This window comes from Actinomadura sp. RB99 (genome assembly GCF_014706005.1).
Lineage (GTDB): Bacteria > Actinomycetota > Actinomycetes > Streptosporangiales > Streptosporangiaceae > Spirillospora.
The window spans coordinates 46,815-73,631 of record NZ_JABMCA010000010.1 but is presented as its reverse complement, the minus strand read 5'-3'; the positions used below and the strand labels follow the sequence as shown (position 1 = coordinate 73,631).

The window sequence follows — 26,817 nt, the reverse complement described above, 5'->3', positions numbered from 1 at the left end:
TATGTACCGGATCAAAGAGATCTTCTACACGCTTCAGGGCGAAGGGAGTCACGCCGGACGTCCCTCGGTGTTCTGTCGATTCACCAGCTGCAATCTGTGGACCGGGCGCGAGAAGGACCGCCATCGGGCGATATGCCAGTTCTGCGACACTGACTTCGTCGGAACCGACGGCCCGGGCGGCGGCCGGTTCCAGACAGCCGCCGATCTCGCAGCGGCCGTCGCCAAGACCTGGCAGGGACGCGCGCACCCGCGCAGTCGCCCTTACGTCGTTTGCACAGGTGGCGAACCGCTCCTACAACTGGACCGCGAAGCTGTGGACGCCCTCCACGCCGAAGGGTTCGAGGTCGCGATCGAGACCAATGGGACACGGCCCGCACCCGAGGGGCTCGACTGGATCTGCGTCAGCCCCAAAGCCGGCACCGAGATCGTGCTGACCTCGGGAAATGATCTGAAGCTCGTCTATCCCCAGGCCGGAGCCGAGCCCGAACTCTTTGAACACCTCGCCTTCGACCGGCTGCTCCTGCAGCCGATGGACGGTCCTGATCTCGTCGCCAACACACAGGCGGCGATCGACTACTGCCTTGAGAACCCGCAGTGGCAGTTGAGCGTCCAGACCCACAAGACCCTGGGAATCCGTTGATGGAGATCTTCCGCGAGTTCACGTTCGAGGCCGCCCACCGGCTACCGAACGTGCCGACCGGCCACAAGTGCGCTCGACTGCATGGCCACAGTTACCGCTTCGAGGTGCATGTAAGCGGCGATGTCGACCCGGCCATGGGTTGGCTGATGGACTTCGCGGAACTCAAGGCCGCCGTCAAGCCACTGGTCGCACAGCTGGACCACTACTACCTTAACGATGTGCCAGGGCTGGAGAACCCGACCAGCGAGGTGCTTGCCAAGTGGATTTGGGACAGGCTGGTCGACCAGTTGCCGCTCTCGGCCGTCACAGTGCGTGAAACCTGCACTTCCGGCTGCGTCTACCGGGGGGAAGAGTGATTCTGCAGGACGTTCAGGCCACGCCGGACTCGCGTGGTGTCCCACTCGACGAGGTCGGCGTGGAAGGGCTTCGCTATCCCGTGCTGGTCGCCGACGGTCAGGGGGCCAAGCGGGAGACCGTCGGGACCGCCGCCATGTCGGTCAGTCTCGGCCCAGAGGTCAAAGGAGCGCACCTTAGCCGCTTCATTGAGGTGCTGCACGAGGCTCGTGAGCAACTCAGCCTCAGCAGTATCGCCACCCTGGCTGAGGACCTGCGGCAACGTATGTCCAGTCCCACAGCGCGTGTCAGCCTCGACTTCCCCTACTTCCTTGAGCGGCCTGCTCCGGTGACCGGAGCGCGTGGCTTCGTCGACTATGCGTGCTCGCTGGGCGCCGTCAGCGCATCCGAGGAAAGCCGGGTCACGATGGCCGTCACGGTACCGGTGACCAGTGTCTGCCCATGCAGCAAGGCCATCAGTGATCGGGGCGCCCACAACCAGCGTGGTCACATCACAATCATGGTTGAGCCGGTCGATCCACAAGGGGGTCTCTGGTTTGACGAACTGATCGACATCGCGGAGAAGGCAGCGTCTTCGCCCGTCTACGCCGTCCTCAAGCGGCCGGATGAGCGCCACGTGACCATGGCGGCCTACGACAATCCTGTCTTCGTTGAGGACATGGTCCGCAACGTTGCCCAGGCCGTGAAGATGCTGGAGAGTGTCGCTGCCTACCGGATCAGAGCACTCAACGACGAGAGCATCCACAACCATGCCGCCTACGCAGCGGTGTCCTGGACCCGCCGAGCCGGCGACGCGTAGGCCATGTGCGACGACACCAGCACTACAGGCGAACGTTCCGTCCACCTGGTCGTCACCTGTGCTAATCGCAAGCGAGGCTCGCTTTCCTCCACTCTCCGGGCACGCGAGCTCATCCAAGAGCAGGACACACAAGCGCGTTGCCGCGACTGGATCCGTCGCCTCGCCGCCGGAGCAGCGACCACTCGCGCCGCTGACCTGTACGCCGGCGAGTATTGGCAGGTAGCGAAGCAACTTGGAGAAGTGGTTGGCCCCTCTGCTTCGATGTGGGTCTGCTCCGCTGGCTACGGGCTGGTGCCGGAGGACGCGCGCATCGCTGCCTATGCGGCCACCTTCGCCTTCGGCCAGGAGGACTCTGTCGCCTCCACGACCGACGATGCCCGCAGGTGGTGGCGAGCCTTGGCCGAGTGGACCGGCCCTGCTCCCGGTACTCCTCGGAGTTTCACCGACCTCGCCGCCAGCAACCCGGACGCTGTCGTCATTGCCGTCATGTCAGACGCCTACCTGAGACCCTGTGCCCATGATCTTCAGCGAGCGGCCGAGAAACTCGCTGATCCGAACAACTTCGTCATCATTGGACCGGGCCGCCGGTACCCGGGGCTGGAGAACTTCATCGTCCCTGTCTCTGCGGAGGTCCAGCCCGCAGTAGGCGGGAGCTTGCTCTCCTTGCATGCACGGGCCACCCGCCGCGTCTTGGAGATGGCCAGGCACCAGCAAAAGGCTTTGACGCGGTCGACCATCTCTGCCCTCATGAGCGAACTGAGGGAGTCGGCTCCCCCAGTGGTCTCCCGGACGCCAGGTGTCAGGCTTAGTGACGCCGAGGTGTTCGCCTTCATTCGCGCAGCCATGGCGGAGGAAGCGGCGCCCGTCTCTGCGACCAGACTCCTGCGCCGCCTACGCAACTCTGGGCAGTCGTGCGAGCAGGCCCGTTTCAAGGGACTGTTCCAGAAGATCATGCAGGAAGACGCGCTCAAGGACTGGTCCTGATGTCCATGCCTAGAAGCGAACCTTCCATCGAGGTGCGAGCCCTTCGGATCGTCCAGGTCAAGGACTATCCACTCTACATCTTCATGTTGAAGGCCGAGCAGGTCCTAGAGTTCGCCGACATCTCCCGCGTGAGTCGGGATGAGGCAGGCAAGCTGATCGGCTATCAGCGCCCCGAGGTGCGCAAGCACATCCAGGAGATCGTCGAGTATCTGGACAGCCCACTGCCGATCTTCCCTAACCCGATCATCATGGCGCTCTCGCCTGATGTTCGTTTCAAAGCGACCCGCGGCGGCAACCGGCTCCCAGATGACGGTGCGTCCGACACCGGCCGGCTGTCCCTTCCTTTGCCGCGAGAGGACAAGCCGAAGCCGGCCTGGATCGTCGATGGACAGCAACGCGCGTTGGCCTTGGCTCGCGCTAAACGCAGGGACTTGCCAGTCCCGGTCACGGCGTTCGTCGCCGACACAGTGAGTCTGCAGCGCGATCAGTTTGTACGCATCAACAATACGCGTCCACTCCCTCGTGGTCTGGTCACCGAACTGCTGCCCGAAGTGGACAGCCCTCTACCGGCCCGCCTCGCGGTACGTAAGGCTCCGTCGAGTTTGTGCGATGTGCTGAACACCGACAGAAAATCGCCCTTTCACGGAATGATCAGGCGAGCCTCAAGCGCCGGAAGCCGCCAACCCGGCGCGGTAGTCACTGACACCGGCGTCGTCGACATGATCCAAGAAAGTTTGACCTCCCCTTCAGGCTGCCTGTTTCCATATCGCGACATCGGCCGCGGCGAGACGGATTACGACGGGATCATCCAAGCTTTGATCATCTACTGGACGGCGGTCCGAGACACTTTTCCCGAAGCATGGGGCAAACTACCGGAGAAAAGCCGGTTGATGCACGGTGCCGGAATCAAGGCAATGGGTCGCCTCATGGATCGCATCCTCGGTACTATTGACCCTCAGCGCGATGATGCATATGAGCAAATTCGTCAACACCTTGAACTCATCGCTCCGCACTGTCATTGGACCACTGGCACCTGGGAGGGCCTTGGACATCGCTGGAATGAGATCGAGAATGTGGGTAAGCATGTCCAAGAACTTTCCAACTATCTGATCCGTCTGTACCAGAGTGCACGCAGGGAACTCCTTTGAAGTTTTTCTTCCCGGATAGCCAGGACCAGATCAGTCCGACGTTTGATTTTTACCACGAGGAATACTCTCCGCACCGTGTACGGCAGCGCGATGACAAGTACGCGCATGAGGTTCTAGCGAAGCGGCCTTACCACGGGATCCTGGTCAGCAAGGCTATTGTGGACGGCTCGGTACGCGGGTCCGGGAAGTACACGATGCCGCAGCGAGAACGGCTCCACAGGCTGGGCGTGCAGAAGTACTTCAGACTGCCAGATGGTGTCACCACGCTGGGCGATTGTGGCGCCTTCAACTATATTGACGAAATCGAGCCACCGTACAGCGTTCCCGATGTCGTCGATTTCTATGAACGCTGTGGATTTGATGAAGGCGTTAGCGTTGACCATGTGATCTTTCACTACGACCCGAAGGCGACGGAGGCTACCGTCGCACCAAAGTGGGCCGAACGGCGCAGGATCACACTTAAGTACGCACGTGATTTTCTCGATGAGGTGGAGAAGCGGAAGCGTCCCATAGTCCCCGTAGGTGCTGCCCAGGGGTGGAGTCCTGCCAGTTACGCTGACAGCGTCCACCAACTCGAGGAGATGGGTTACCGGCGCATCGCGCTCGGAGGAATGGTGCCTTTGCGGACAGACGAGATCTTGGATTGTCTCTACGAGATAGACAAGGTGCGGCAGGACGCAGAACTGCATCTGTTGGGAATCACTCGAGTCGGCGCCATAGAAGAGTTCGCCACTCTCGGGGTCACCAGCTTTGACAGCACATCACCGTTTCGGCAGTCGTTCATGGACGACAAGAACAACTACCACACTGCCGATGGCGCTTACATGGCGATCCGGGTGCCCCAGGTGGACGGCAATCCTGCTCTGAAGCGAAAGGTGCTGGCTGGCGAAGTGTCACAAGCCGAAGCAAAGCGCCTCGAACGCGAGACGCTTCGCCTGCTCCGCGCCTACGACGAAAGTGACTCCGAAGCTTCGCTACAAAAAGTCTTGAACGTCCTCCGCGACTATGAGCAACTGGTTGAGGGCGACAAGTTGAACCCTAAAAAGAAGGGCGCCAAGAAGTCTCGCGTCTCCCAGTATGAAGTCCTCCTCCAAGATAAGCCATGGAAGACATGCAACTGTGGACTGTGTGGCAAGCTTGGTATTGAGATAGCCGTCTTCCGAGGCACAGAGCGGAACAAGAGCCGCGGCTTCCACAACCTTGCGGTCTTCGCCGCCAAGATCCAACACATCGGCCGTGCGCCTAGTCAGGAGAACCAATGACCGACCAGCACACACTTCGCCTTCCGGCGCTGGAGGTCAGGCAAGGTGATCGCCGCATCTACTGCTTCGCGGTTGACGGCAAGCGCCTACACGAGTTCGCGGCTGTGTCCCGAATCAGGCGGGATGACCAAGAGGAGTTGCACGGCTACCAGCGCCCGGAGGTAGCGAACCACATCAAGGCGATCAAACGCTATCTGGAGTCGCCCTCGGCGATGCTGCCGAACGCGATCGTGCTGGCGTTCGACAACAGAGTGAAGTTCGAGGCCGGGACAACCCCTGATGCAGGGGAAGGTTACTCCCTGCCCGGAGAGCTCGTCATTCCCGTTGACGAGGAACTTCCCGAGGACCAGAAACCCGCCTGGCTGGTGGACGGTCAGCAGCGCAGCGCCGCCATTAGGGAAGCAGAGATCGACACGTTTCCGGTTGCGGCCGTAGGCTTCATCGCCGATAACGAGGCGGAGCAACGAGCCCAGTTCATCCTTGTCAACAACACCAAGCCGCTTCCCAAGGGCCTGATCCACGAACTGCTCCCCAACACCAGAGGCCACCTGCCGCCGGCATACGCCCGCCGCCAGTTGCCGGCGGTGCTCATGACACGGCTCAACGGAATCGCCGCCGGTCCGTTCTACAAGGCGATCGCGACCCCTACCTCGCCGGACGGCTACATCAAGGACAACAGCGTCCTGAAGATGATCGAGAACAGCCTGTACGAGGGGGCGCTCTACCAGTACCGCGATGAGCACGGCGACGGAGACGTCGAACGTATGCTGCTCCACCTCAACACGTTCTGGGGTCTGGTCAAAGAGGTGTTCCCGGACGCTTGGAGCAAGCCGCCTCGCACGTCGCGGCTAACTCACGGCGTCGGCATCCAGGCCATGGGTTACGTGATGGATAAGCTCACCGAGGACGAGCCGGCCGAGGAACTCGACCGCCAACACATCCTCGAGAAGCTGAAGAACATCAAGGTCGTAGCGGCCTGGACCGAGGGAAGCTGGCACTTCGGCAGGGACGATGAACGCAAGTGGAACGGCCTACAGAACACTCCCAACGACGTGAAGTGGCTGACCAAGGGCCTCCTCGTCATGGTCGACCAGGACCCGCTGTTCTGACCCTTCACTGAGCCTTCACTGAGCCTGAGCCCGGGTCCTTGCAGGTGCGTGTTGCGCTGTGGACAGTCATAACTGGCGAAGCGCGCAATCCAGTGGCCGTCCATAATTGACCAGCCATTATGCGGACGAAAGGTGCTGTTCAAGGGCCTGCATAAAGCCCGTGACTCCTTGGCCCTGCGGCATGATTTGTTTGTCTCTATCCCTCGCTTGATCGATCGCGGATGTCGCGGAATGGGTAGCGTGCCATGTGTCGACGATCAAGTAGTCGGCGCGGGCGGCGAGCGAGCGCAAAGCTGCTGTTGCCACCTTGTCGGTGTTGCCCTCGACTGTCCTGGGAGAGCAGAGTCCGGACAGGCGCTTTTCAAGTGACGCGGCCGCTCGAGGCAGAAGCGAGTAGACACCGACTACCGAACCGTCAAGCCGCTTCCAGACGGTGTCTGCGTCGGATGTCTGCTCGTGCGGCTGCCGGACCGGGAGGCCGACCTCGCCTGCCAGGGTCTCCAGCTCCGAGTCCTGCCGCGAGCTGAGTCTTTGCTGGAAGCTCCGGATCTTGTTGATCACCTCGGAGACGGTGGCCAGTCTCGCCTCCGGCACAGGTGAGGGAGCATAGAGCAGGACGTCTACTAGGCTGAGCCCCCAGTCAACCGCAGCAGGCGAGGAGATCCGTCTCCACAGGAGCAGCGCGTGGTTCAGGGTCTCTTGGTAACGGGACTCGGCCGGTCCGCCTTCCAGAAGCCTTACGATGAGGAGCAAGTAGGCGTCACGTACTGGAGCGCTCAGACTTGGCTGATCCACCAGCAGCATCAGGACGACGTCGAAGAACTCTCCCGCTTGCATCGTCGCCGCCGCTTTGGCCGCTGCGCTGCATAGCAGGTCCAGCGCAGCCACAACCTGTTCTTGGTTAGCGCCTGCCCAAGCGCTGAGAACATTCTCGGCCGCCGCACGGGCCTCTGCGGACGACAGCGACTCCAGCCCCGCCCACTGATGGTGCTGCGACCGCAGGACCTGGGCTGCCTCAAGCCAGCGCTCGTTTCGTCCCAGACGGGCACACCACTCCGTCCAACTGTGACACGACGCCCCGACCAGCCGGTCCAACTCCTCCAGGTCTCTTAGCAACCGGCGGTCCGGACGCAGCCGTCCCTCTTCGACAAACTCAGACACCAGTGAGCGAACGGCGGGTGCTTGGTTGGTCTCTTCGCCTTCCAGGACGGCCTGCACTGCCATATCGGCTTCGGGCGGCTCAGGTGATTCGAGGAAGGAACGGATTACTGCACCGTACTGTGCCTGTTGAAACAGTTCCCGAATGGTCGGGGCGATGACTGGTCGTGGGCGGGCAGCAGCATCACCATGCGTGACCATGGACCGCAACCACCCACGTTCAGCATCGGTGGCGGCGGCGCGCAGTAGCCTCTCCAGTCGGCCTCGGTCCCCTTGTACCAGAGCGGCTACGGCCGTAACCTTCCGGCCGTTCTCCGTGATCGGTACATCAACGGCGTTGAGGATCACTCCGTAACGAGAGCCGAGGTCCGCGCGTATGTAGACGTCCTCAGCGGACAATTCCGAGGTGTAAAGAGGCGCTACCTCCTTCCACCACAGCATCTCCAGCAGGATCTCGTTTACCGCACGAGGCCGCCGGGCGCGGAGCATCTCCTGAAGGTAGGGAAGATCTTGCAGTTCGCTCCAGCGCTCGAGACGACCGAGCAACTCCACCTTCAGGAACCTGAGGTTCTCGGCGCTCAGCCGCCCGGTAAGGCGCAGTTCGTCCAGGGCGTGCTCGGCGACGCGGCCGTTCCCCCGCAACAGCGCCAGCCGGAAGTCACGGAGCAGGTCCACGTGCGATGGCCGTACAGAGCGCCGCCGTACGTCTGTCCCAGTCACGGTCGCGACCGCATCCTCCAACCGCTCAAGCATGGCCAGCGCCGACGCGTCCGTACGTTGCAAATGGGACAGATGGTTGATCCCAATAGCCCTCAGTATCCCGTCGGCGGCTTCGTTTCCTGGAGACATCGGTGCTGGTTCGATAGTAGCGACCGCTGGGCCGAGGAAGGCAGTGAGCACCTCCTGTCCGCGCCGCTGTCCTTCACGGTCTTCGGATATCAAGTAGAAACCGGCGGGTTCGCGCTCCACTGGCATCACCAGCCAACTACTCGTCCCCCTGGACCAAGTGCGCACTTGCCCTTCGAAAAAAGTCTCTATTCGATCTCGCAGCGAATTAAACCGCGCCGTGTCACCGAGAACCCGGCGCAACGCTTGGAAAGTACTCACAAGTCATCCCCGAACCGATCGCGGGCGTCCATACGAGCCTGGGCCACGTAAGCTGGGTCCGTGTTCAGTTCGACCTGCTCCTCGCGCAGGTGGATACCTTTGTAGGTGATGTTCATGCTACCCGCCAACGCGTACCTATCTCCAGTGAGCGACTTGGTATGCAGCAAACCGGATGGATCTGTCACCACTTTGATTTTCGTTTCAACGTCCAGGTCGCGGGCGAGAAACTGGAGTCGGCGCCTAAAGGTGTTGTTGTGACTGTCGATTGTCGTGGCAACGAACACATATGTGCGTTCCGCGGCCAATATGGCCAAGATTTCGGCAAGGCGGATGTGACGCCGTCCGAAACGGGTGAGCGCGGGAAAGGCACCGACCGTGTTGTCAACGATACCGACATCTGAGATCCAGGGAGAGACAAGCCAAAGGTGGGTGCTCGGGTGAACCAACTCCGCGGCAAATAGTGCGCCGAGAAGGTCCAGAACCTCGGTGGAACTCTGAGCACTGGACTTGCGGATGACTCTGTTCATAGCGCCTCCCTTAGGAGTACGCGGGCCTCGACATACTGTGCCGTAATGCGAGTCCCTACAACGACTGGATGACACAGAAGCGTTCCGACCTCGACTGGGCGAGTCTGCAGGTCTAGGATGGCTGATTGGAGAATGACGCTCTCCGTGTGAGGTGCGAGCAGAATTGTCTCGCCGAACTCCCGGAGGATGTCGTGCACTGCATCTCGGCGTTCATCGTCCCAGGGAACGGCGCAAAGTGAGGGCGGGCTGAAGTTTACAAAAGCGCGCAGCGCCGGAATCGAAGCCCGGAGCGCCGGGGCGTACGGGTTGTGCGAGAGGTCCGCTTGCGCAGTCTCGCCCCACGGCCACAAAACGTTGGCCACGGCGCGAGCACGCCGTTGTTTAGTCGTCTTCTCGCCGAGATGCAGGATCTCGTCCAGGCTCTCATCTTCAGCGAGAAGCGCAGCCAATGTTCTGGCACCTACTGCAAATCCTGCCTTGGCAACGACCGTGTCGCGCAGATCGAGCCAGGATCTGACTGCAGCCTGCAGGCCAGAGTGGGCGCCGGGGCCGGCAATGCGAGTGCTCAACGTGGAACGGGCCGGGCCGCCCAGGGCGAGATCGTGGTTCCGGGCGACATCGTCCAACCGCTGCACCGCGAGTGCCACGACCGCATGACCTCCCCGCCAAGCGTCCCGGAGCCCGGCTAGCGCGGACTGTACCTCGTATGCATCATTGCGTAGGAGGGTCGTGAGTTCGTGGTCCAGAGTTTCAATCGAGGAGGGATTGAGCGCATCCTCAAGTGCTCGCGTAAATTCCTCCGGCTCCTGTACGAGTACGCGAACGAATGCCTCGATCTGGCCAGTGCCTCCGGGCGTCGCTTCCGAGATCCAGAATCGGCCTTCGTCACCTGGGGCAAGGTCGACCAAAAGTTCTTCCGCATCCACTCCAGGGCAGAGTGCCGAGAGGGCAGCCAGCACCAGATGTGCGGCGGATAGTGTGTGGCGCCCACGCCACCAGGACGTCCAAGCGTCCGGGCGTGCCTTGCATTCGACTTCCGCAAGTACTTCGCGAACTGCGGACAACACGTCCGGGTCGTCGCACCAGTCGGACCACGATCTACTGGCTCCGCCTTCATGTTGTGCATCGTCAGTGAGCAGTCCAAGGGTGGTCGCGGCCTCCCTCATTGCTCCCGCCAACTCGGTCTCCCAGCGCGGTGATGCCTCCCCCAGCTTCATAGTGGTCACCGCCAGCAGGACGACCTCGACGAGTGTCTCTCGGTCAAAGGATGACATCGTGGCGGGGAGAGTCGCCTCGACCTCGAGGACATGCCGCAGGCGCTGACTACGTTCCTCCGAGTCGGGTGGCTCCACGTACTCGGGCAGTCGGACAACGCCCTCGAGTGCGTCACAATGAAGTTCAACCCCGAGTGCTTCGGACCTCCAGTCGTCTTTGACGCCGTGGCCGAATCGGAGCCGAACTGGTCTCGACCCCGGGTCCCAGATCGTCCCGGACGCCGTCTTGGCGTAACGCAAGGTGCGTGCACCGCCCCCTTGACCATGCAGGTGCGCGGTGATCCCTGCGATGAGTTTGTCCGCTCCCGGGGCAACACGTAGCTCGCACCCCTCGCCGAGAGGTGAGACCTGGAACTCCCAGTCCGGTCGAACTGCGGAGGCATCCCTCACCAGGTTGGGAACAGCCTCCAACGCGGCGGCAGTCGGTGCGTAGACCGTCACACGCTCGTTTCCAGCCTCGACAACATCAATAGGGACGCCACGGTACACATTCACGACGTCGATCCTGTGCTCGTCCGTTCCCGGATCCATGGCGGGGAGGGGGACCCAGTGCCGCTTGTTGGTGGCCCATACTCCGAAGTGCCTGCTCACATTGCCGGGACAGAACTCGCTGAGCGTCCGAAATGCGGGAAGGTTCTCGACTTGGACGTCTTGCTGCAGACCCGGCACGAGCAGTTCCACATCAGGGACCAGAAGGTCATCGAAAAGATTTCCTGGTACGAACTGGCGCAGCGGTGTGCGCGTCCGCAATCCGGTATCGCCCGGCAAAGGCTCCTCCCCCCTCCACTGATTCTGCAGTCGACGTCGTATCGTCGGGACGACAGCGAGCAGCAACGGCCGGGGGGAGTCCCATAGCAGGCTGTCAACCACAGACTCCGCCTGTTCCCCAGCGCCCAGTCCAAGCGCGGACCTCAGATGGCGCCGAAGCCGCTCGCGTTCGGGTCCGGGCCGAAGTAGCCGAGTCAGCAGGTCCGCGATTCGCGTTTGACGGATCAGCGCCCGATCCTGCCTAGATGGGTTATTCGGATATAGTGCTTTCACGGGGCCGGCAAGATCCTCCCAGGTTGATTCGCGACCGGAGTAGCGCAACTCGACGGCGAGCCAGTCAAGGAGTGCGTAAACCGCCTGGATCCTTAGCACGTATAGATTCCCGAGAGGGAGGTTACGCGGTGGAAGTTCGGGGTCAAAGAGGGCATCGTATGCCTCCCAAGCCCGGCGGTCCCTGCCCCAGTCGCTGAGCACCACCACCGTCCAGGGACGGGTCACCGGGTTTCGTCCAGCGCGTCCTTTACGCTGTAGAAACTGCGCAGGGTCGTGTGGGGCCTTGTGCTGCACAACCGCACCGACACGGTCGTCGTCGAATCCCACTTCGAGCGTCGCCGTCGCGATGACCACTTGAGCATCGGCTGATACACCGCGATCCTGCGAACTGGTGCGGCCTAGCCGCTGTGGGCGGTCGGCTTCAACTCCATGTCCCAAGTGCTCCGGCAGCCACCACCACTGCCCGTCGAGATCACGGTCCTCGGCCGGCTCTTGGCACCTTGCACCCAGACGTCCCTGTCTCTCTGCCCGTAGGTGAGCAAGAGTCAGGACTCGTCTCTCATGGGGTCGGCCCGGCCAGCGCCAGCCTTCAGCATCCAGGAGGTCCCAGAAGAGCCGATTGGTGCTGTCAAGCTTATCGGTAAAAGCAAAGAGCCTGCTTCCGAAGACTCCATCAGAGGTAGGTGGCGGGTTGAAGGGGTTGTCCGCCTTCGAGTCGAGGCAGCGGGCCAGCGCCATGCACGTCTGGATGCTGGTGGAAATTGTCCCCGTTTTGGAGTGCGGATCGTGCCGGAGTGCCAACAGGTATTCGGCTCCGGACTCTTCCAGTTCCTCGGTCCTGGGCTGGACAACGGTCACCGCGCCCGGCGATAGGCCGACCAGTTGGGCGAAGAAATCGCCCGCATTGCGCAGTGTAGCGGAGAGCCCGACCCAGACGGGTGAGCGGCGTAGCCTCTGCGTAAGGCGACGCAGGAGGATTGCATTTTGAGCTCCGGTCGTGCCCTCATAGGTGTGTACCTCGTCTAGAAGGACAGCGGCGAGGGTCGCCGGATGTACCCCGAACGCTCCGAGATTGCCGGGAGCGGAGAGTTGACGGTTGAGCGACTCTGTGGTGCTGAGCATGAGATCGGCGGGGTTCTGGCATGCGCTCTCGCGAGTCAGTCGTAGGAGTTGCCCGTCCACTTCGGAGCGGCAGGTGGCCACACTGCAGACCAGCCGTTCCCGGTTCATATCGAGATCGGCTCTGCGCCAGAGCAGTTCTGAGTCGCAGTCCAGGCAGCGAAGGTATGGGCAGACGTAATCGTCGCCACGCTTACTCCAGCCCTCCGCCCATCCCTGCTTCACCGCGTAGACGGACGCCGGAGTCAGGCCGAACCAGGTGGCCAGGCTCGGGGGCGAGGTGTGGAGGTCACCGGCGACCTGAAGACCCTGGACGTAACCTAGAAGTGCTCGAAGTTGGTCCTTGAGGAGTTCATTTCGCGGGTACAACGCCAGTGCCAAAGGTCCGGCACTCCGCCGTCTTTCTGGCTGATCTGCCAGCCATGATAGAAGCGGTAGGTAGAACGCCAGAGTCTTTCCACTGCCCGTACCAGCGGTGACCATTACCCCGGAGGATTGAGTGCTTCTGAGCGCGTCAATAATTGCGTTGGCGCTGCGCCGCTGGAATCCCGAGAGTTCCGCCGGCAGAAGCCGCTGCGCAACAGCAGAACCGGCCGGGCCTAGCAACTCTCGGATCTCATCCAGCACCTCCTGAGCGGGAATACTGCGCTTGGGCCGACGCCGCGGACGGTGCAGGAACCTGTAGTCCAGCACCAGGGGCCTGCCATCGGTAACCCGCTGTTGGGGGAATGCTTGTCTGAGCGTAGCGAGTAGCCGGATTGTCTCCGCACTGCGGGAGCGGTAGCCGCCGTGAGGCGTACGGACGACCAGAGCTGACTCAACTAGCTGGGACAAAAGTTCCGAGGCGCTCCCGTACGCCGATAGGACCGTGAGGAGTTCGTCTTCAGTCCACTCAGCCCCCACTGCCCCCCACGAAAGAAGTTCTGCCTCCCGAAGTTCGATCATGGTCAAGGCCTCAAGCACGTACTCATCCATGTCGCACCTCCTGGGGGCGTCCCGGGACCGCCCTGAAGTTCTGCAAAGCGCCGTTGTCGATAAGCCATTCCCGTACTTCGGCATCAACCAGTTCGAGTGAGGCACCGCCGCGCGCCGCGGCGGACACGAAGGTCTTCACCGCTGCGGGCAGTCTTCCCTCCAAAAGCCCGAAGAGCGCACAAACCTCGTCGAGTACCTCGAGCGAGCGTGCGTCGGGCAGTCGCCTCTCGAGCCTGGCCAGCCTGCCGAGGGCTTCGTTGAGTTGTCGGGCTACATCGGCGATGCCTTCGGCGCCGGATAGCACTTGCATCAGGTCACGCAACTCGGCGGCGTCGCCGGCTTGCGACGCAACGTATTCCTTCCAGGCAGCCATAACTGACTCACGCAGCCGTGGTTCCATGCGAGTGAGTCGTCGTGCGACGTTCGTCAGCTTCCGCCTCTCCAGGGCTTGATGCCGAGTATCCAGGGCGGTCTGAGCCTCGTCCAAATCGGCCAGCAGGCCAGAATCGACGTCTAAACCGGTCCACCAGACGCCCCGGCCCAGTTCCGCTGCGTTGTGAAGTTCGACAAGGCTGGGCAGAACCTGGCCCAGTTCTTCCGACGCAGTGGTTAGGGCATCGAAATCCATTTGAGCGCGATCCGCCTGACCGGCCCGGTCGACTGCTACGCGTGTCTCCTCGATCCATTGAGGAATGCCTTCAGCCATTGTTCTCCTCTTCGGCACTACCCAGTGCGTGAAGATGCTCCCTGGCCTGGCCTAGTTTTTGACGCACGTCCTGCGCCTGTTGATCCAGGTTCCCGCTGACACCGTCGCTCCGCTCGCACTCCAGCCGGGTCGCCATCATGCTCCGCCGGATCACTTCAAGTGCTCCCGCACCTCTCACGGCCACACGAGTCCAATGTTGCGTGGTGAGGGCGTCCGACGCCTCATGTTGTCTGTCGCTGACGTACTGGTCGAGGGGCAGTCCAGCGGGTACAGACTCCAGCGTCTCCAGCGCGTCGCTGAAAGCGCTCCAGCCGTCAGCGGGCCTGAAAAACCCACTGTCCAACGCCCGTCGCCCAACTTCACGGGCTTTCCTGGCCACTGCCGCCGGCTCCTGCCCTTGGAGACCCAGCACAAGTGCCTCGACCGCTGTCCCAATCTCGTGCAATTGGCCAGGAGCCGCCTGTTCCACTGCGGTTACCAGACTGTCCGCTGATCCGGCCAGGACTGGAGCTGCCTCACGGAACTCCTCGACCACGTTACGGAGGAAGACAACAGGTGCTCGCAGGGCCTGCTTGAGTCCCTCTTCTAGTTCGACCGCATCGACGAGCTCGGCAGCACCAGTGTCGCCTTGCCGTACCGCGGCGACCTCACCGACCAGGTCGCGAATTGAGGGGTTAAGCAGGATGTCTCGGGCAGCCCGATCCGCCGCCGCCCACGACGGCGTGGCCGGAGTGGAGGCAGGCGCTCCGGCGGTCATGACGTCGTCGACCCGCTGCACCGACGCAGGCGACAGCCCTGCCGCGATCAGCGCGACGGCACGCGCCCCGACGGCCGCACGGGCCAAACCGCGGCCTCGAACCCGCTCTATGAAGGCTGTGCGGACCTGGTCAGCCCAGTCATCTAGGCGGCATTCGAGGCCTACCATCAGATCGAATGGATTGTAACCCTCAGGCCAGGGCCAGACCCCGTTCTCCGGGACCCAATGACCGTTGTCGTAGAACCATCGAGCGGCCGCCAGCACTCTGATGGTGTCATCATCACGGCCGATGCTAAAGAGCACTTTTCCGGTACCCGCGCGACGCCCTCTTGCGTCTTTCCCGAAGTCGAAGGAGGTCCGGTTGAAAATTTCGTTCAGAATCCTTGCGCCCTCGCCACTCGCAGTGTGGAACAAGGCGTACTCGAGATCCAGCCGGGAGCGGACCAGTTGATAGAGAAGATCTCGGTATAGATCTGTCTCGCTGTCGGGAAGACGGTCTCCAACCTGCCATTGGAAGAGTTGAGGGAGCGGACTCGGCCTAAGGGGGACGGGCTTCTCCGCCGGATTAGGTTCCGGCGGTGAAGCCTTAGGAGGCGTCGGACTTACGGGCTCCCGCCCGGCTGGCACTTCCAGGGAAAAAGCGTCTGCCACTATGGAGTTGAGGCTCGACTCATCACCCCAGACCACCAAGGCGCGAAATAGTCGGTCGGCCTGCTCGCCGGTGTGTCCTGCCAGGATGGTGTCTTTGGAACGCCTAATGGTAAAATCGAAACGGTCACGTACCCGATCATGCGGGTAGGTGCCCCGTCCAATGTGCGCCTCGGCCTCGATCAACGTCTCTGAGACGCAGACATCGAGGATGTCACGCGGGGTGGCGTCCTTTCCCCTGTTGTTCAACGAACGACGTACTGCTACGTCGTTGTAGGGATAGAGACCCACGCGACCGAGGCCGGAAACTTCAACTGTTCCGAAACCTGCGTGGCACTCATCCCTAACCCGGCATGGCAGTCCATCTTCTCGGGTATTACAGGCGTTGCGGACCCAGCCCTCCGTACTGTCGCCCTGGACCCGCGACCAGGCGGACTCGACGTCCTTACGTCCAACCCTGACGAGGTTGAGATAGCGGGCTACGAATGCCTCACGGTCAGCGAGAGCAGATGATTCGATCTTGAACTGGTGTGTGATTCGCGTCTGGACGGTCTCCGGAAGCTTATTGTATGGAGCGTCGGTCACCGCGAACACAACCCGCAAAGGCGCGAGATCGGCCCCTGGCTGAGTGGCAAACTGATCATATAGTTCACCATCGATGAGACCAAACTGAGCCAAATCTTCAAAGAGAAGGACTAGTTCCTTTCCCTGCCTTCGCATCAACTGTCGGGAACGGCGAAAGAGTTCGTCAAGCGTTACCCCACTGCCGGAAGTCCGCATGCCAAGCGCCCTAGGTACTGCCTTGCGCAGGGCTTCGTCGAGCAAATCAAGGGCCGGTGCGGGATCGTAGCGGACGATCTCCCACAGCCCTTTGAGATCTGCGTTTCCTGCCAGTGCCCTCAGTACTCCGGTCTCACGCAACGGAAGGTCCTCTGGCTCGAACTTCTCCTGCTCCCCGTCACGCCGTGAGGTCTCCTCGTACACGGAGGCCACGAACCGATGAAGTCGGCCTTCCTTGCGGAGCAGCACGCGGTTCACCGGGGGCAAGGCCAGTAGATCCGCCAGCCCGTTTCGCCGTTTACCCAATTCATCGGCGTCACCGAGCAGGCTGTTGCGTTCCTCTCGCGCCTCTCGTTCCTTCTCGCTCTCACCGTCCCGGGGAAGTTGGGGTTCGAGAGCCCAGTTCAACGCGAAACGCATTTCCTCCAAGAGCCGGTCCTGGAGTTCCGCGGGGCCCGTGTTACCCACCGCCGCGTCGATCCGTTCCATGAACTCCTCGCCGCCGTCACCGGGCAGCCCGACGACGATCCTGCGCAACAGTTCCCTGATGGTCTGGACCGCTCGCGGCACATAGAGGACGTGATATCCCTCGTCCGCCCGATCCAGGTGAGCGTGTACCCAGCGCACGACATGGCTTTTGCCGGCGCCGGACCCTCCAGTCACGGCGATGAGGGTGTTCCTGTCCTCGTCTCCAATGCCGGAGAGCAGGGCGTCGAGTACCTGCCGCTCATCTGAGTCAGAATCCGGCTGTTGTTCCCCCTTAGGGTGGGCCAGCGACATGGGGGAGTGCGCGGCGAGAAACACAGCGTCGGCACCGCTGGGTAGCGCTCCGATATCAGAGTACACCGTTTCTCGGACTGACCTGGCGCTCCAGCAGCGAAAGCCCTTCATCGAATTGCTCATGCCAGGGCCTCCAGGATGTGCACCTCACCGATGCGGCGGTCGCCTCTAGCGAGCCGCAGGGCGACGGCGTTGCTCGAGTCATCCGAAGCAACGAGTTTCAACTTTCCCATGCGCTCCAGTTTCCTCATCGCGAGCACGACTGGCAATGGAACCTCCTCGACGGAACCACTGACCTGCGGTAGGGCAGATACCAGCCTCGAGTCACCCAGAACCGGCAGAAGTGAGTGCAGGTGCCGAAACCACTCATCGGCGAGCATTCGACTAGGCATCTCGCCCAGGACGATCTCTATGGCCCGCGTCGGATCAGCGATTAGAACCAATTTCTGCCTTCCAAATTCAGCGCGGACAGCAAGCCCCAAAGATCTGGCCCATCTCATGAAGGAGCGCCACTGCTCCGCGTTGCCGACCGGAGGCTGATCCCCTTTCCACCCATCTTTGAAGGCAGCCTCTGGACCGTCCCCCCAAGTGACAGGAAAAGGCGCGAGCGGGTTCCGCATGAGAAACCAAGTGAGCGCAAGCCCGAGGTCCGGCGGAGAGTTCCCTGCCTCGATGGCAGTCGCCGCACGAGCGCCCAAGCGTCGCAACACGAGGCTCCTAACGATCTGAGCGCCGGGTGACGTGTCCCTTTCGATCTCCTCCTGCAGGGATTCACTCACAGCCCAACGGCGCCGGTTACGCGAGACCTCCTGGGTCTCGATGATCCCCAGGTCCTGACCGACTCTCAGCGAGGCGACGAAAACGCCGCCACCCGACCTGGTTCCCTGACTCTTAGCCGGAACGTGCGGTTGTAGGGCACTTCGGAGTTCGGCTTCCTCTACGCCCTGGGGGTGTGTGGCCAGATACCTGCAGATGACGACGAGCGCAGGAGCGCTGGCTGTGACGTGGCCTTTCAGATAGTCCACGGTTAACCTCCCAGAACTTGGAGCGCGGTCACGGCGTCGAGCGCGGGCAGGTCGAGTCCTACCTTCCGATCCCCGACGGTAGCGCCGCGCGGAAGCAGGAGGACATCGAACGCGGGTGGAGCGTCACCGTGCTGGGTCGGTCGTCTCCTCGACCTCAACCAGGTGCCCGGGACTCGACTCGCCGGCGGATACACGACGAAGGACGAACAGGGGGTCAGGTCGCCGGGTCCTATAGGCAACGGGTCGACAAACAGCCAGTCTCCATGGTGTATCGGCTCACCTATCGGACCAGCGAGATGCCTCACTCCGCGACGGACCATAGCCCGTGCCAAGGGTGGGGCCACGGTGTCGTGGTCGTCGGTCGTGAGCAACACGAGCCGGTCTTGGGCAGCGGCGGCGTTCGCAAGATCCTCAAGCCGGGGAAAAAGGTAATTCGAGACGGGCCATTGCTGGATGGGACTGGGGGACGGGTCTTCAGGCGGGGCAACGCCGTCTTGCCGGCATCCCGGGCACCTGCCGCAAGGAGTCAGCGGTTCGGCCCAAGCAGTGGAGGGACCGAAGATACGGCGGGTCTCCTCGTCGGGCCGGTAGGACGCTGCGATCGCCTCGCACGCGCGCACGGATCCCCGTACCAGATTCACGACGGAGTCCAAGGCCCTTCGCGATCGCAGCCATTCCTGCTGCTGCCATGGCGTCCAGAAATCGCCCCAGAAGGACGAATCTTTTAGGTCGCCACGACATACCTCGACACAGGCCCAGTCGCGCTTTTCTCCGGTCTCGTCGGCCAAGTCTACCAAGTCCTCGACATCCATTTGAAACCGCCGAAGCGCGTCCAACTCGACCAGTCCCTGGACGAGCTGAGCATTCCAGCGACGGTTGTAGGAGCCGCGAGCCGCCGTACCACGGCTACCTTCCAAGTCGAGGAAGGATCGATCTGCGAGTTGCTTACGGTGACTCCAGAGGTCCGACCATCGCTGGTTCGCGGTGTCAGCCGTGAGTACCTTGGTAGTAAGCTTCTCCGCCTCGCGTCGGTCCGCTGGCGCAGTCAGCAGAAACGCGGCGGACGCGGAACCGTCACGCCCTCCCCGCCCCAGTTCTTGATACCAGCGATCCACGGTTTCCGGCATGCAGGCGTGCACCACAGTGCGCACATGGGGGTAGTCGATGCCGAGACCGAAGGCCGAGGTGGCGACGACGAGGTCCACCGTCGCGGGCTTTTCGGTGCTCCAGCGCAACTCGGCGAGGACACGCGCCCGTTCCTCTGTGCTCGTCTTACCAGTCACGAGGGCGAGCCGCCGATAACCGACCCCCCGCAGGCGGGACAGCCAGTCTTCGGCAGCCTCCGGCGCCGTTACGTAAAGGATTGCCGGCCGTGGCAGATGCGCAAGTGCCTCCAAGACCCATGCTTCTCTCTGCTCCGGATCGTCGGCTGCCGCCGTCCACAACTCCGGCTCAGCACGCAGGGCGTTGGCCGCGACGAGCGTGCATGGTCCAGGTTCCGCGAACATGCGGTGCAGGTCCCGCAGTTCGAACGCTCCTAGCGTCGCGCTGAGCAACAATGTAATCGGGCTCGTATGACCCGTGTCGGCTGCCTTGCGTATTAGGTCGCGTCTCAGGTCCGCCAACGTACGAAACTCAGGCCGAAAGTCTCTGCCCCACTGTGTGACCAGATGTGCCTCATCGAAGACGAAGCCCCCTATGCGCCCAGTACCGGCTGCCTCCAGCAGCAGAAGTCGGAGCGCACGAGTCATCGATTCCGGCGATGTGACTAGAATCGGCTGTATGCCCTCCCGTACGCGCGACCGCATGCGCTCCCGTAGATACTCCGGAGTGCTCGCAGTCCAAGCGAAATGAAGGGAGTTCCGGTCTATCCGGGTACTCCGACGCGCATAGTGATCTCGGAATCTACGTTCGAAGTCGTAGGCGAGAGCAACCGTCGGGACCACGATCAGGGTGACCGCATCATTCCGTTGGTCTGCCAGGCAGAGCGCCACCTCGGTCTTGCCCGACCCTGTGGGAAGCATTGCAATCACAGTGCTGCCTGCCGGAACAGAAACTACAGCGCGGCACGCGGCCCTCTGCCCCGGTGTGCTGTAGTAGCCATGGCCAGTGCACTTCGTGAAAAACGGGTCGGCGATCAGTTTGACATCAGAAAATCTTGCTCCGCGCATCGTTCCCGCAGCCGCCGCGCCGTCCGGATCTCCATGAGAGTTGAGCCAGGTTGGATTCCACGGCATCGCAGACCAAGTGTCTGTCGGGCGCTCCCGCAGCTGCGTAAGCGTTGCTACCTTGCGCAGCCGCGCCGAGATCTCCGGAGTGGTGACCACGGTGTTCCGACGGCCATCCCGCAGCGACCATCTCCGGAGGAGGTGGCGGATCAGCACCGCCGTATCGAGTTCGCTGCTCTCTGGATCAACGCTGGCATGAGCCAGGCGCATGTAGAGGTCGTCCGCAAAGTCGGGTGGTCTTCCTCCATCCGCTGCCCGCAGCCAGTGACGGAGAAGTTCATCCTGGTCGGAATAGAGTTCGTCTGTCATGACGTTGGCCAAAGCACGATCGCGCCGCAGGCGATGGTCGATACGGCCGGTTGTGCAGTACCCCTCACCAACGCAGCCCCGAGGGACTCTTCCCGTTCCATCTCCAGATGAGCTGCTCTGCGTTCGGCTTCTGTCGGCAGCCGCTGTGATCTGGCTCGCAAAACTGCGGTTCGGGCCGAGACTTCCTCTTGAGCCCGTCGCGCCGACGCCGGAGGTTCTGTGCTGAGGGCCGGTAGGGACCGAATGTGGTCGATTGCCGCGTCGGCACTCAGGCGACAGAGTTGCTGCCAGTCCGGCAGCGCGGTCAACACGTCCCCCCACGCCCTCCCCCGCAGCACCTGATCCGAGTCCGGATCGAAGGGAACATCCAGCATCTCCAGTGCAGGTGCGGACGCCGGACCGTCGGGGTTGGTCCACGTACGGATGACGCTTGGTGGGAGCAGAGCGTCGCCTCGCCGGCGAAGCCGACGTCGAACGTCCTCATCCTCAGCCACCAAGTGTGAAGCGTCAAATTCCACCAGAAAGTCGCATGACATCCAGAGCGACGGTTCGTGCACATCGTCACAAGGACGAATGATCGCGCGGGCTCGGCCACGCTCGTCCGTACGGAGATACCGCTCGAGCCAGTCGACGAGCGGGTCTCCGAGCCGCAGCGGAGCCACCCCCCTCCGGCAGGTCGCGGCGGAGCGTGCGTACGCTCGGGGTCGCCTCAACAGGGGAAGGACCTCAGCGGCCAGATCATCAGGGAGCCCGGGAACGTACTGAGAGTCGGTACGAAAACGCAGTAGCTCCCCGTCTGGAGCCACCTGCGGTCGCAGGCCTACGCCGCCTCGTGTCGAAGTAAACCTGAGAAACGCGTTCTGTAGATCCTCGATATCCCCCTCCGCCCGTCGCAGATCGGCCATGGTCGCATCATCGAAATCGGATGCCGCGGTGACAGATTCGAGCTCCTCTAGGAGATCCACCTCAGTACGCTCATCTTCGATACCTCTCCGCAACTCCGTCAAGTCGAATGAGAAAACGCCGCTACCCTCGTGCTTCACTTGTGCAATGATTTCGTTAAGGATTTCGGTAAGCTTGCGCTGCAATGTGGCGACAGAAGCGGTGAAGATACCTATACCTTCATGCAGTAGACGAACATGTCCGCTGACCCACTCACTATCGGGTTCCACGAATGTCACGATCTCTGCAGGCTCCGCCCGGAGTGCAAACCGGTCGAGACGCCCTATCCGCTGTTCCAGCCGATTAGGATCCAATGGCAGATCAAGATTGATGAGCACATGTGCCGCTTGCAAGTTCCTCCCTTCCTCAAGGGTGGAATCACCGACGAGAACACGTCCACCAAGACTATTCAAGAAAGCCAGGGTCTCTCTCTCACGAACTGCCTGCTCCATAGAGATCAAGTGTCCGGTCACTTTGTTTCCCCATCGTGCCTGTGCTGCCTCGTAGAACTCCCGTGCTATGTCGGACGAGGTCCCGACCACCACTATTTTGAGGTCTTTGGCCAGCCGGTCAGCAGCGATATCGAGCGCGGCGCGCGCCCGAGTGCCCGTGTCGACCATCTGAAGTCGCGCGACCATCGCCTCATTTAGAGCTCGGTCGTCCTGTTCTACAGTGAGACTTCGCCGGAGGTAATGAAGGAGGGCACGAGGTCCACCCAGACCATGGAGAACCATCCGTGCAAAACGCTTAGAACTTCCCGTGAGTGTGGGATTGCTCGCAAGGTAATCACGGTATTGTTCAAGAAATTCGTCGACCATGCGACGTGTCGGATCTTCAAGCGCTACGAAAATAGGCCGGCGCCCTACCACCGGATAGCCTTCGGCGACACCGCTGTTCCTCCGATGGCGAATCATTCTCCGGCTGATGCGATAGGTTTCCCGTACATAGTCGCTAAGATCCACCCATGCGGCGGACATTGGTTCAGCAGAGTGGCATTGCTCTACTAGTCGAGCGACCGTGGGGTCCTTACCATGCGTCCTGAGCAGTTCGTCTAGCGCGGCGCTCCGCAGGCGTGGACTCGCACGCCGAGAGGTAAGCACCTGCAGATTTGTTGCCTCTCTCTCACGTTCTTGCACCCGCTTCCGGAAGGACTCAAGGTCGTTCGTCGGATACGCGACCGGGTCTACGAGGTTGAGAAGATTGAGCAAGACCGAAAGGTCCCCGCTCATGGGCGTAGCCGAAAGCAACAGCAGGCTCTTGGCCTGGTGCAGGTCGGTTCGAAGACGGGGGTGGAGAGATAACTGGGAGACGAGCCGGTGGGCTTCGTCTACCACAACGATGGCGTACTCACTCAGTCTGGCTTCACCCGCGAGATCGTGATGAGAAACAAGACGAACACGCTGCTCCCCCATCTCCTCTCCAAGAAGAAACCTCTCTCGAAGTTCGACCCCCCATTGCTGGAGCAGAGTGGAAGGGACTGCTATGAGCGCTGTCGCCTGATCGTCATCAAGGAGCAACTGTCGGACGACGACACATGCTTCGACCGTCTTACCCAAGCCGACCTCGTCAGCCAGTAGATAACGAAGCACTGGATCGGACAATACTCTGGCCGCCGTATCGAGTTGGTGCTGATAAAGCTCCACAGGAGCGGACAGAAAAGCCGTGTACCCCCTCGACACTCTCCGCTGAAGCACTAGTTGATCCAGGAAATCACGGCGCGCTTCGTAGTACTCGGGAGAGTCACAGAATCCTTGGGCAACGGCACCGACCGGATCATTCAAGGGCCGATCCCAGCGGATCTTAAATTGATCACCCGACAACTTCAGATCTGAATGTATTCCGCTGACCCGAACCCGGTAGTCACCGAACGCGGTGAGTCCCGTTACCTCTGCGGCATGCCAGCCGTAGGGCTCACCCTTCACCCAGACGCGAGACCCAGGCGAGACACGAGGGAAGATCAAATCCTCCACTGCTGCTATCTCGCGTACCTCGGCACTGCCCGGGATATCGGTGTAAACCACGACCGCGCCTTCTGGCCGCTTCTCGTGGCAGAAGGCGAATCCCAGACCACTGCATCGCACCTGCACCCAACGACCGACGTAGGCGTCAGGCGAGGAGTGTCGGTTCAGCAAGCCCACACCCTCACGTTCCTCGGAGGCATCCCCCTTACTGTATGCCGCTTTTCGTCCCGGCCGCCAGCAAAGTCAGCCTTCCTCCCCGGGAGGGGACCGTTATCAGATCGTTGCTAGTTCGCGGACTGTGACGCGGACGCCTCCTTTTCGAGCCCACACCCAAGAAAGCGATTACGGAGCCCATCCTGGAGTAGTCACAGGATTACGGTAAGTAAGTGGCGCTGAATTTTGGACAACGAGAAGGCCAATAATATTGTGAGCTAAGGTATCGACCTTTCTGGGCCGTGTCAACCAACTCGCGAACTTCCAACGAAACTTACCCACAGTGACCAAATCGCCGGTCCGGTGCATCTGACGGCAGTTCGGCGCCCTTGCCGACCGTCCGTGCAGCCCGCTAATTTGAAACAAATTGCCTAGTCCAGGAGCGTGCCACTGGAGAGCATCCATAGTTGCCATGATCACCGTTCGTAGATAGCCACTCGAACGGCTTACCCGGCACTCGCTCTATTTTTCCTACTAGGCGAATAGAGCCTGCTGGGTCACCTCAAATGCTTTCGCTAGATTGACGGTCGGCGAGAGGTGGCAGCCTCTCGCCGACCCTGCGAAACGCCCCAGGGCCCTGACCTCGTCTAAGTCACGCCAAGGAGTGTCGCGTTGACATTTCACCCACCTGAGGACCCAGAGTCAAGTTCAGATCCGGTGAAGCGCTGTCGGATCGATGAGCATGACTGGTGTCCAGAGATCGTGCAGTGCCAGCTCTGCGGGCTTCCCTACACCGAGCACGATGATCTAGAAGAGGATGACTGACAGTGATTGACACCCTGGTCTCGCCAACTGTCGGTGAGGCCAGGGTCACTTGATCTCCGCTGGACGACGCATAGATCGACGCCCCGCACCTGCTTGCTGGGTGTGGAGGACGTCGGCGAACGAGGCACACGCTTGAACGGCGTCGCAGGCTTCTGCGGTCCGTCGAGCGAGGTTGTGGCGGGCAACCAGGGGCGCTGGCATACAGTCGCCCAGGACGCGCCACGGCAGTTCGGTCGGCGACGCTCCTCGCCAGCCGCCTACGCGCCGCGGTCAGGACACGCTTCGTCGGTGATGCGTCGGACGAACCGTTCATGTCGGGCAGTGACGTTGGCGGCGTATCCGAAGAGTGTTCATGCGCAGGGCCGCAGACAACGCCAGCATCATTCGAGGGCGTCGCGCAGTTCCCTTATAGATGGAGGCTCGGGGCGGCGGTCTCGGGTGACGGCGGCGATGAGGCGTCCCGTGATCTCGCCCTGCACAGGAGCGTCCTCGTCGCCACCGTCCGCCAGGCCCCGCCGTGAGCGCCTGGCCGCGACGCCCTCGGCCTCGTCCTCTGAAAGGGCGTGGCTCATGATCCCAAGAAAGAGATAGTCTCCCGGCTCGCCGAGCAGGTCGAGCGGCGCCCAGGCGCCTCGCACGGATCGATCGAACATGATTCCATCGGAAAGCTCGGGTGCTGATTCGTAGAGTTCCTCATCAACCTGCCGGACACACTCGTCAGCCTCCGCAGCCAGATCGCCTGGCCGCGTCTGGTCTGCCTGAGGGCGCGTCGGCCGGGACGGGACGGTGGCCTCAGGTACCCCATCTGAGATGAGTCGTTGCGGCAGTGCATCTTCCATGACCCGGATCGGGCGCCCACGTTCGCGTGCCGGGCGCCTCGGATTCCTGCGGAACCCGCCGTCCATCCTGCACTCGAAGAAATCGATGGTCGTTCCTGTTTCAGTCACGCTAGCCCAACTCATGACGAACGGGTGCTCGTCGTGGGCGTCTGACCACACCAGGAGCTTCTGCAGTTTCTGGAGCTGATCTGCTCTCACTGACTTGGGCGGTGGGGACGAGCGGCCGCGAGCCTCACCCGCGAGGTCACCTTCACGGAGTTGGAAGAGCAGATCAGGTCGCACGCCGGAGGCCTTGTACTTGTGGACGAGGCTCGTCGGCAAGGCATCGAAGTTGGCGAGTGTCGTCCGTCCTGCACGCCAGCCGTAGATGGCCTCAGTGACGCCGGTCAACAGCCCAAGACCCGCGCCTTCGGAAACGAACCGGCGAATGTGGCCGGCGCTCGCGTGGAACGGTGTCGCGCGCAGGAGGAGCGGCGCAAAGCGCCTCTCGTCCAAGAAGGAAAGCAGCAACCGCAATTCGGCAACGCGAGACCAGTAGCGCACCCTCCCCCGAATCGGGGTGGCCCGGGCGTTGACACTGATCAGTGAGGCCATCCGAACCGAGACCTCGAACTCGGACGCAGGGCCAATGTGAGCATGCTGGATGGTGTTCGCGCCCGACCCGTCGATACCCGGCTTACATACGCGGTGACGAACAATGACTTGTCCCACGGTGTGGACGCTACTGCACCCCCACGACAACACTGCAACACCTGCACCCCAGGCCAAGGCCCAGGCCCAGGGGGCGGTTCCTGGATCGTTCTCCTGCTTGGCCGCCGGCACGCACGCGGTGCTGGGAAAGTAGAGGGCTGCTTGGAAGACCAACGCGACGCGGTGCCGGGGCGGGCATGACCGCCCCGGCACGGCGGCGGGCATGACCGCCGCAAGTGTAGCCGGCCGGGATGAGGTCCTAGTCCAGCGCGCCGTGCTGGTAGATCCGCGAGCCCTCAATGCCGAGGATCGCGGTTCTGATGATGGGGTCGACCTGGTCGAGGCGGATCGGCTCGCAGCGACGAGGGTCAACGGCCACAGCCCGGACCTACGACGCGAACTGGGACAACACAGCGTGGGGTATGTGCTGGCGGTCGCCTACAGCCACCGCGTCACCCTGGGCGTCCCATACCTATCCTCGGTTAACGGTCAACAAGCGGTGGAGGTCGGCGGTGACTACTCGGTAGGTGGCGCCTATGCGGATGACCTTGCAGGGGAAGCAGCCTTCGCGGGCGAGTTGGTAGGCGCGGGTTCGGCCGAGGCCAAGGGCTCGGGCGGCGGTCTCGATGGTTGTTGTGGTGGGCAGGGCGGCGAGTTCCTCGTGGGTCATCGGCTCC

Annotated in this window: 17 protein-coding genes; 7 read left to right on the top strand and 10 right to left on the bottom strand. The window is 62.0% G+C overall.

The genetic code is table 11. The annotated features are described in order from the left end of the window. Position 1: 1 nt before the first annotated feature. From queE to dbpB (amrb99_RS12150), 7 genes are all read left to right on the top strand, one after another. Positions 2-640 carry a 7-carboxy-7-deazaguanine synthase gene (gene queE, locus amrb99_RS12180; RefSeq protein ID WP_190856029.1) on the top strand — a complete coding sequence of 213 codons (639 nt, stop codon included), beginning with the start codon at positions 2-4 and terminating at the stop codon, positions 638-640. Continuing rightward, a complete protein-coding gene (queD, locus tag amrb99_RS12175; RefSeq protein ID WP_190856028.1) occupies positions 640-996 on the top strand; it encodes a 6-carboxytetrahydropterin synthase QueD in 357 nt (118 codons plus the stop codon). The genes queE and queD overlap by 1 nt, the downstream gene beginning before the upstream one ends. After that, entirely contained in the window at positions 993-1,793 is an 801-nt protein-coding gene (folE2, locus tag amrb99_RS12170; protein ID WP_206699926.1) for a GTP cyclohydrolase FolE2, read from the top strand. Before queD ends, folE2 begins: the two co-directional genes overlap by 4 nt. 291 nt (positions 1,794-2,084) lie before the next feature. After that, positions 2,085-2,777 carry a hypothetical protein gene (locus amrb99_RS12165; protein WP_190856027.1) on the top strand — a complete coding sequence of 231 codons (693 nt, stop codon included), beginning with the start codon at positions 2,085-2,087 and terminating at the stop codon, positions 2,775-2,777. After that, complete coding sequence (gene dbpB / locus amrb99_RS12160; RefSeq protein WP_190856026.1) at positions 2,777-3,925, top strand: DGQHR domain-containing protein DpdB; 1,149 nt, start codon at positions 2,777-2,779, stop codon at positions 3,923-3,925. Before amrb99_RS12165 ends, dbpB (amrb99_RS12160) begins: the two co-directional genes overlap by 1 nt. Next, complete coding sequence (gene dpdA, locus amrb99_RS12155) at positions 3,922-5,187, top strand: tRNA-guanine transglycosylase DpdA (RefSeq protein ID WP_190856025.1); 1,266 nt, start codon at positions 3,922-3,924, stop codon at positions 5,185-5,187. The genes dbpB (amrb99_RS12160) and dpdA overlap by 4 nt, the downstream gene beginning before the upstream one ends. Beyond that, positions 5,184-6,296 (top strand): DGQHR domain-containing protein DpdB, encoded by a 1,113-nt coding sequence (dbpB, locus tag amrb99_RS12150; protein WP_190856024.1) that lies wholly within the window; start codon positions 5,184-5,186, stop codon positions 6,294-6,296. Before dpdA ends, dbpB (amrb99_RS12150) begins: the two co-directional genes overlap by 4 nt. A gap of 117 nt (positions 6,297-6,413) precedes the next feature. Here dbpB (amrb99_RS12150) and dpdD read toward each other — a convergent pair whose 3' ends face one another. From dpdD to amrb99_RS12100, 10 genes are all read right to left on the bottom strand, one after another. Continuing rightward, on the bottom strand, positions 6,414-8,561 hold the full coding sequence (gene dpdD, locus amrb99_RS12145) for a protein DpdD (RefSeq protein ID WP_347256648.1): 2,148 nt from the start codon (positions 8,559-8,561) through the stop codon (positions 6,414-6,416). Next, on the bottom strand, positions 8,558-9,088 hold the full coding sequence (gene dpdK, locus amrb99_RS12140; RefSeq protein WP_190856022.1) for a phospholipase D-like domain-containing protein DpdK: 531 nt from the start codon (positions 9,086-9,088) through the stop codon (positions 8,558-8,560). Before dpdK ends, dpdD begins: the two co-directional genes overlap by 4 nt. After that, a complete protein-coding gene (gene dpdJ, locus amrb99_RS12135; RefSeq protein ID WP_190856021.1) occupies positions 9,085-13,497 on the bottom strand; it encodes a protein DpdJ in 4,413 nt (1,470 codons plus the stop codon). Before dpdJ ends, dpdK begins: the two co-directional genes overlap by 4 nt. Then, entirely contained in the window at positions 13,490-14,203 is a 714-nt protein-coding gene (locus amrb99_RS12130) for a hypothetical protein (RefSeq protein ID WP_190856020.1), read from the bottom strand. Before amrb99_RS12130 ends, dpdJ begins: the two co-directional genes overlap by 8 nt. Continuing rightward, entirely contained in the window at positions 14,196-17,291 is a 3,096-nt protein-coding gene (locus amrb99_RS12125; RefSeq protein WP_190856019.1) for a hypothetical protein, read from the bottom strand. Before amrb99_RS12125 ends, amrb99_RS12130 begins: the two co-directional genes overlap by 8 nt. Continuing rightward, a complete protein-coding gene (locus amrb99_RS12120) occupies positions 17,288-18,193 on the bottom strand; it encodes a hypothetical protein (protein WP_190856018.1) in 906 nt (301 codons plus the stop codon). The genes amrb99_RS12125 and amrb99_RS12120 overlap by 4 nt, the downstream gene beginning before the upstream one ends. 2 nt (positions 18,194-18,195) lie before the next feature. Continuing rightward, positions 18,196-20,730 carry a protein DpdF gene (gene dpdF / locus amrb99_RS12115; RefSeq protein WP_190856017.1) on the bottom strand — a complete coding sequence of 845 codons (2,535 nt, stop codon included), beginning with the start codon at positions 20,728-20,730 and terminating at the stop codon, positions 18,196-18,198. Further along, complete coding sequence (gene dpdE / locus amrb99_RS12110) at positions 20,727-23,810, bottom strand: protein DpdE (RefSeq protein ID WP_190856016.1); 3,084 nt, start codon at positions 23,808-23,810, stop codon at positions 20,727-20,729. The genes dpdF and dpdE overlap by 4 nt, the downstream gene beginning before the upstream one ends. A gap of 1,181 nt (positions 23,811-24,991) precedes the next feature. Continuing rightward, complete coding sequence (locus tag amrb99_RS12105; protein ID WP_190856015.1) at positions 24,992-26,161, bottom strand: hypothetical protein; 1,170 nt, start codon at positions 26,159-26,161, stop codon at positions 24,992-24,994. Between the two features lie 451 nt (positions 26,162-26,612). Further along, complete coding sequence (locus tag amrb99_RS12100) at positions 26,613-26,810, bottom strand: helix-turn-helix domain-containing protein (protein ID WP_190856014.1); 198 nt, start codon at positions 26,808-26,810, stop codon at positions 26,613-26,615. Positions 26,811-26,817 lie beyond the last annotated feature (7 nt).

Coding starts and splice junctions, on each gene's coding strand:
- queE (WP_190856029.1), top strand. CDS start 2: ATGTACCGGATCAAAGAGATCTTCTACACGCTTCAGGGCGAAGGGAGT.
- queD (WP_190856028.1), top strand. CDS start 640: ATGGAGATCTTCCGCGAGTTCACGTTCGAGGCCGCCCACCGGCTACCG.
- dbpB (WP_190856026.1), top strand. CDS start 2,777: ATGTCCATGCCTAGAAGCGAACCTTCCATCGAGGTGCGAGCCCTTCGG.
- dbpB (WP_190856024.1), top strand. CDS start 5,184: ATGACCGACCAGCACACACTTCGCCTTCCGGCGCTGGAGGTCAGGCAA.
- dpdK (WP_190856022.1), bottom strand. CDS start 9,088: ATGAACAGAGTCATCCGCAAGTCCAGTGCTCAGAGTTCCACCGAGGTT.
- dpdJ (WP_190856021.1), bottom strand. CDS start 13,497: ATGGATGAGTACGTGCTTGAGGCCTTGACCATGATCGAACTTCGGGAG.
- amrb99_RS12130 (WP_190856020.1), bottom strand. CDS start 14,203: ATGGCTGAAGGCATTCCTCAATGGATCGAGGAGACACGCGTAGCAGTC.
- amrb99_RS12125 (WP_190856019.1), bottom strand. CDS start 17,291: ATGAGCAATTCGATGAAGGGCTTTCGCTGCTGGAGCGCCAGGTCAGTC.
- dpdF (WP_190856017.1), bottom strand. CDS start 20,730: ATGACAGACGAACTCTATTCCGACCAGGATGAACTTCTCCGTCACTGG.
- amrb99_RS12100 (WP_190856014.1), bottom strand. CDS start 26,810: ATGACCCACGAGGAACTCGCCGCCCTGCCCACCACAACAACCATCGAG.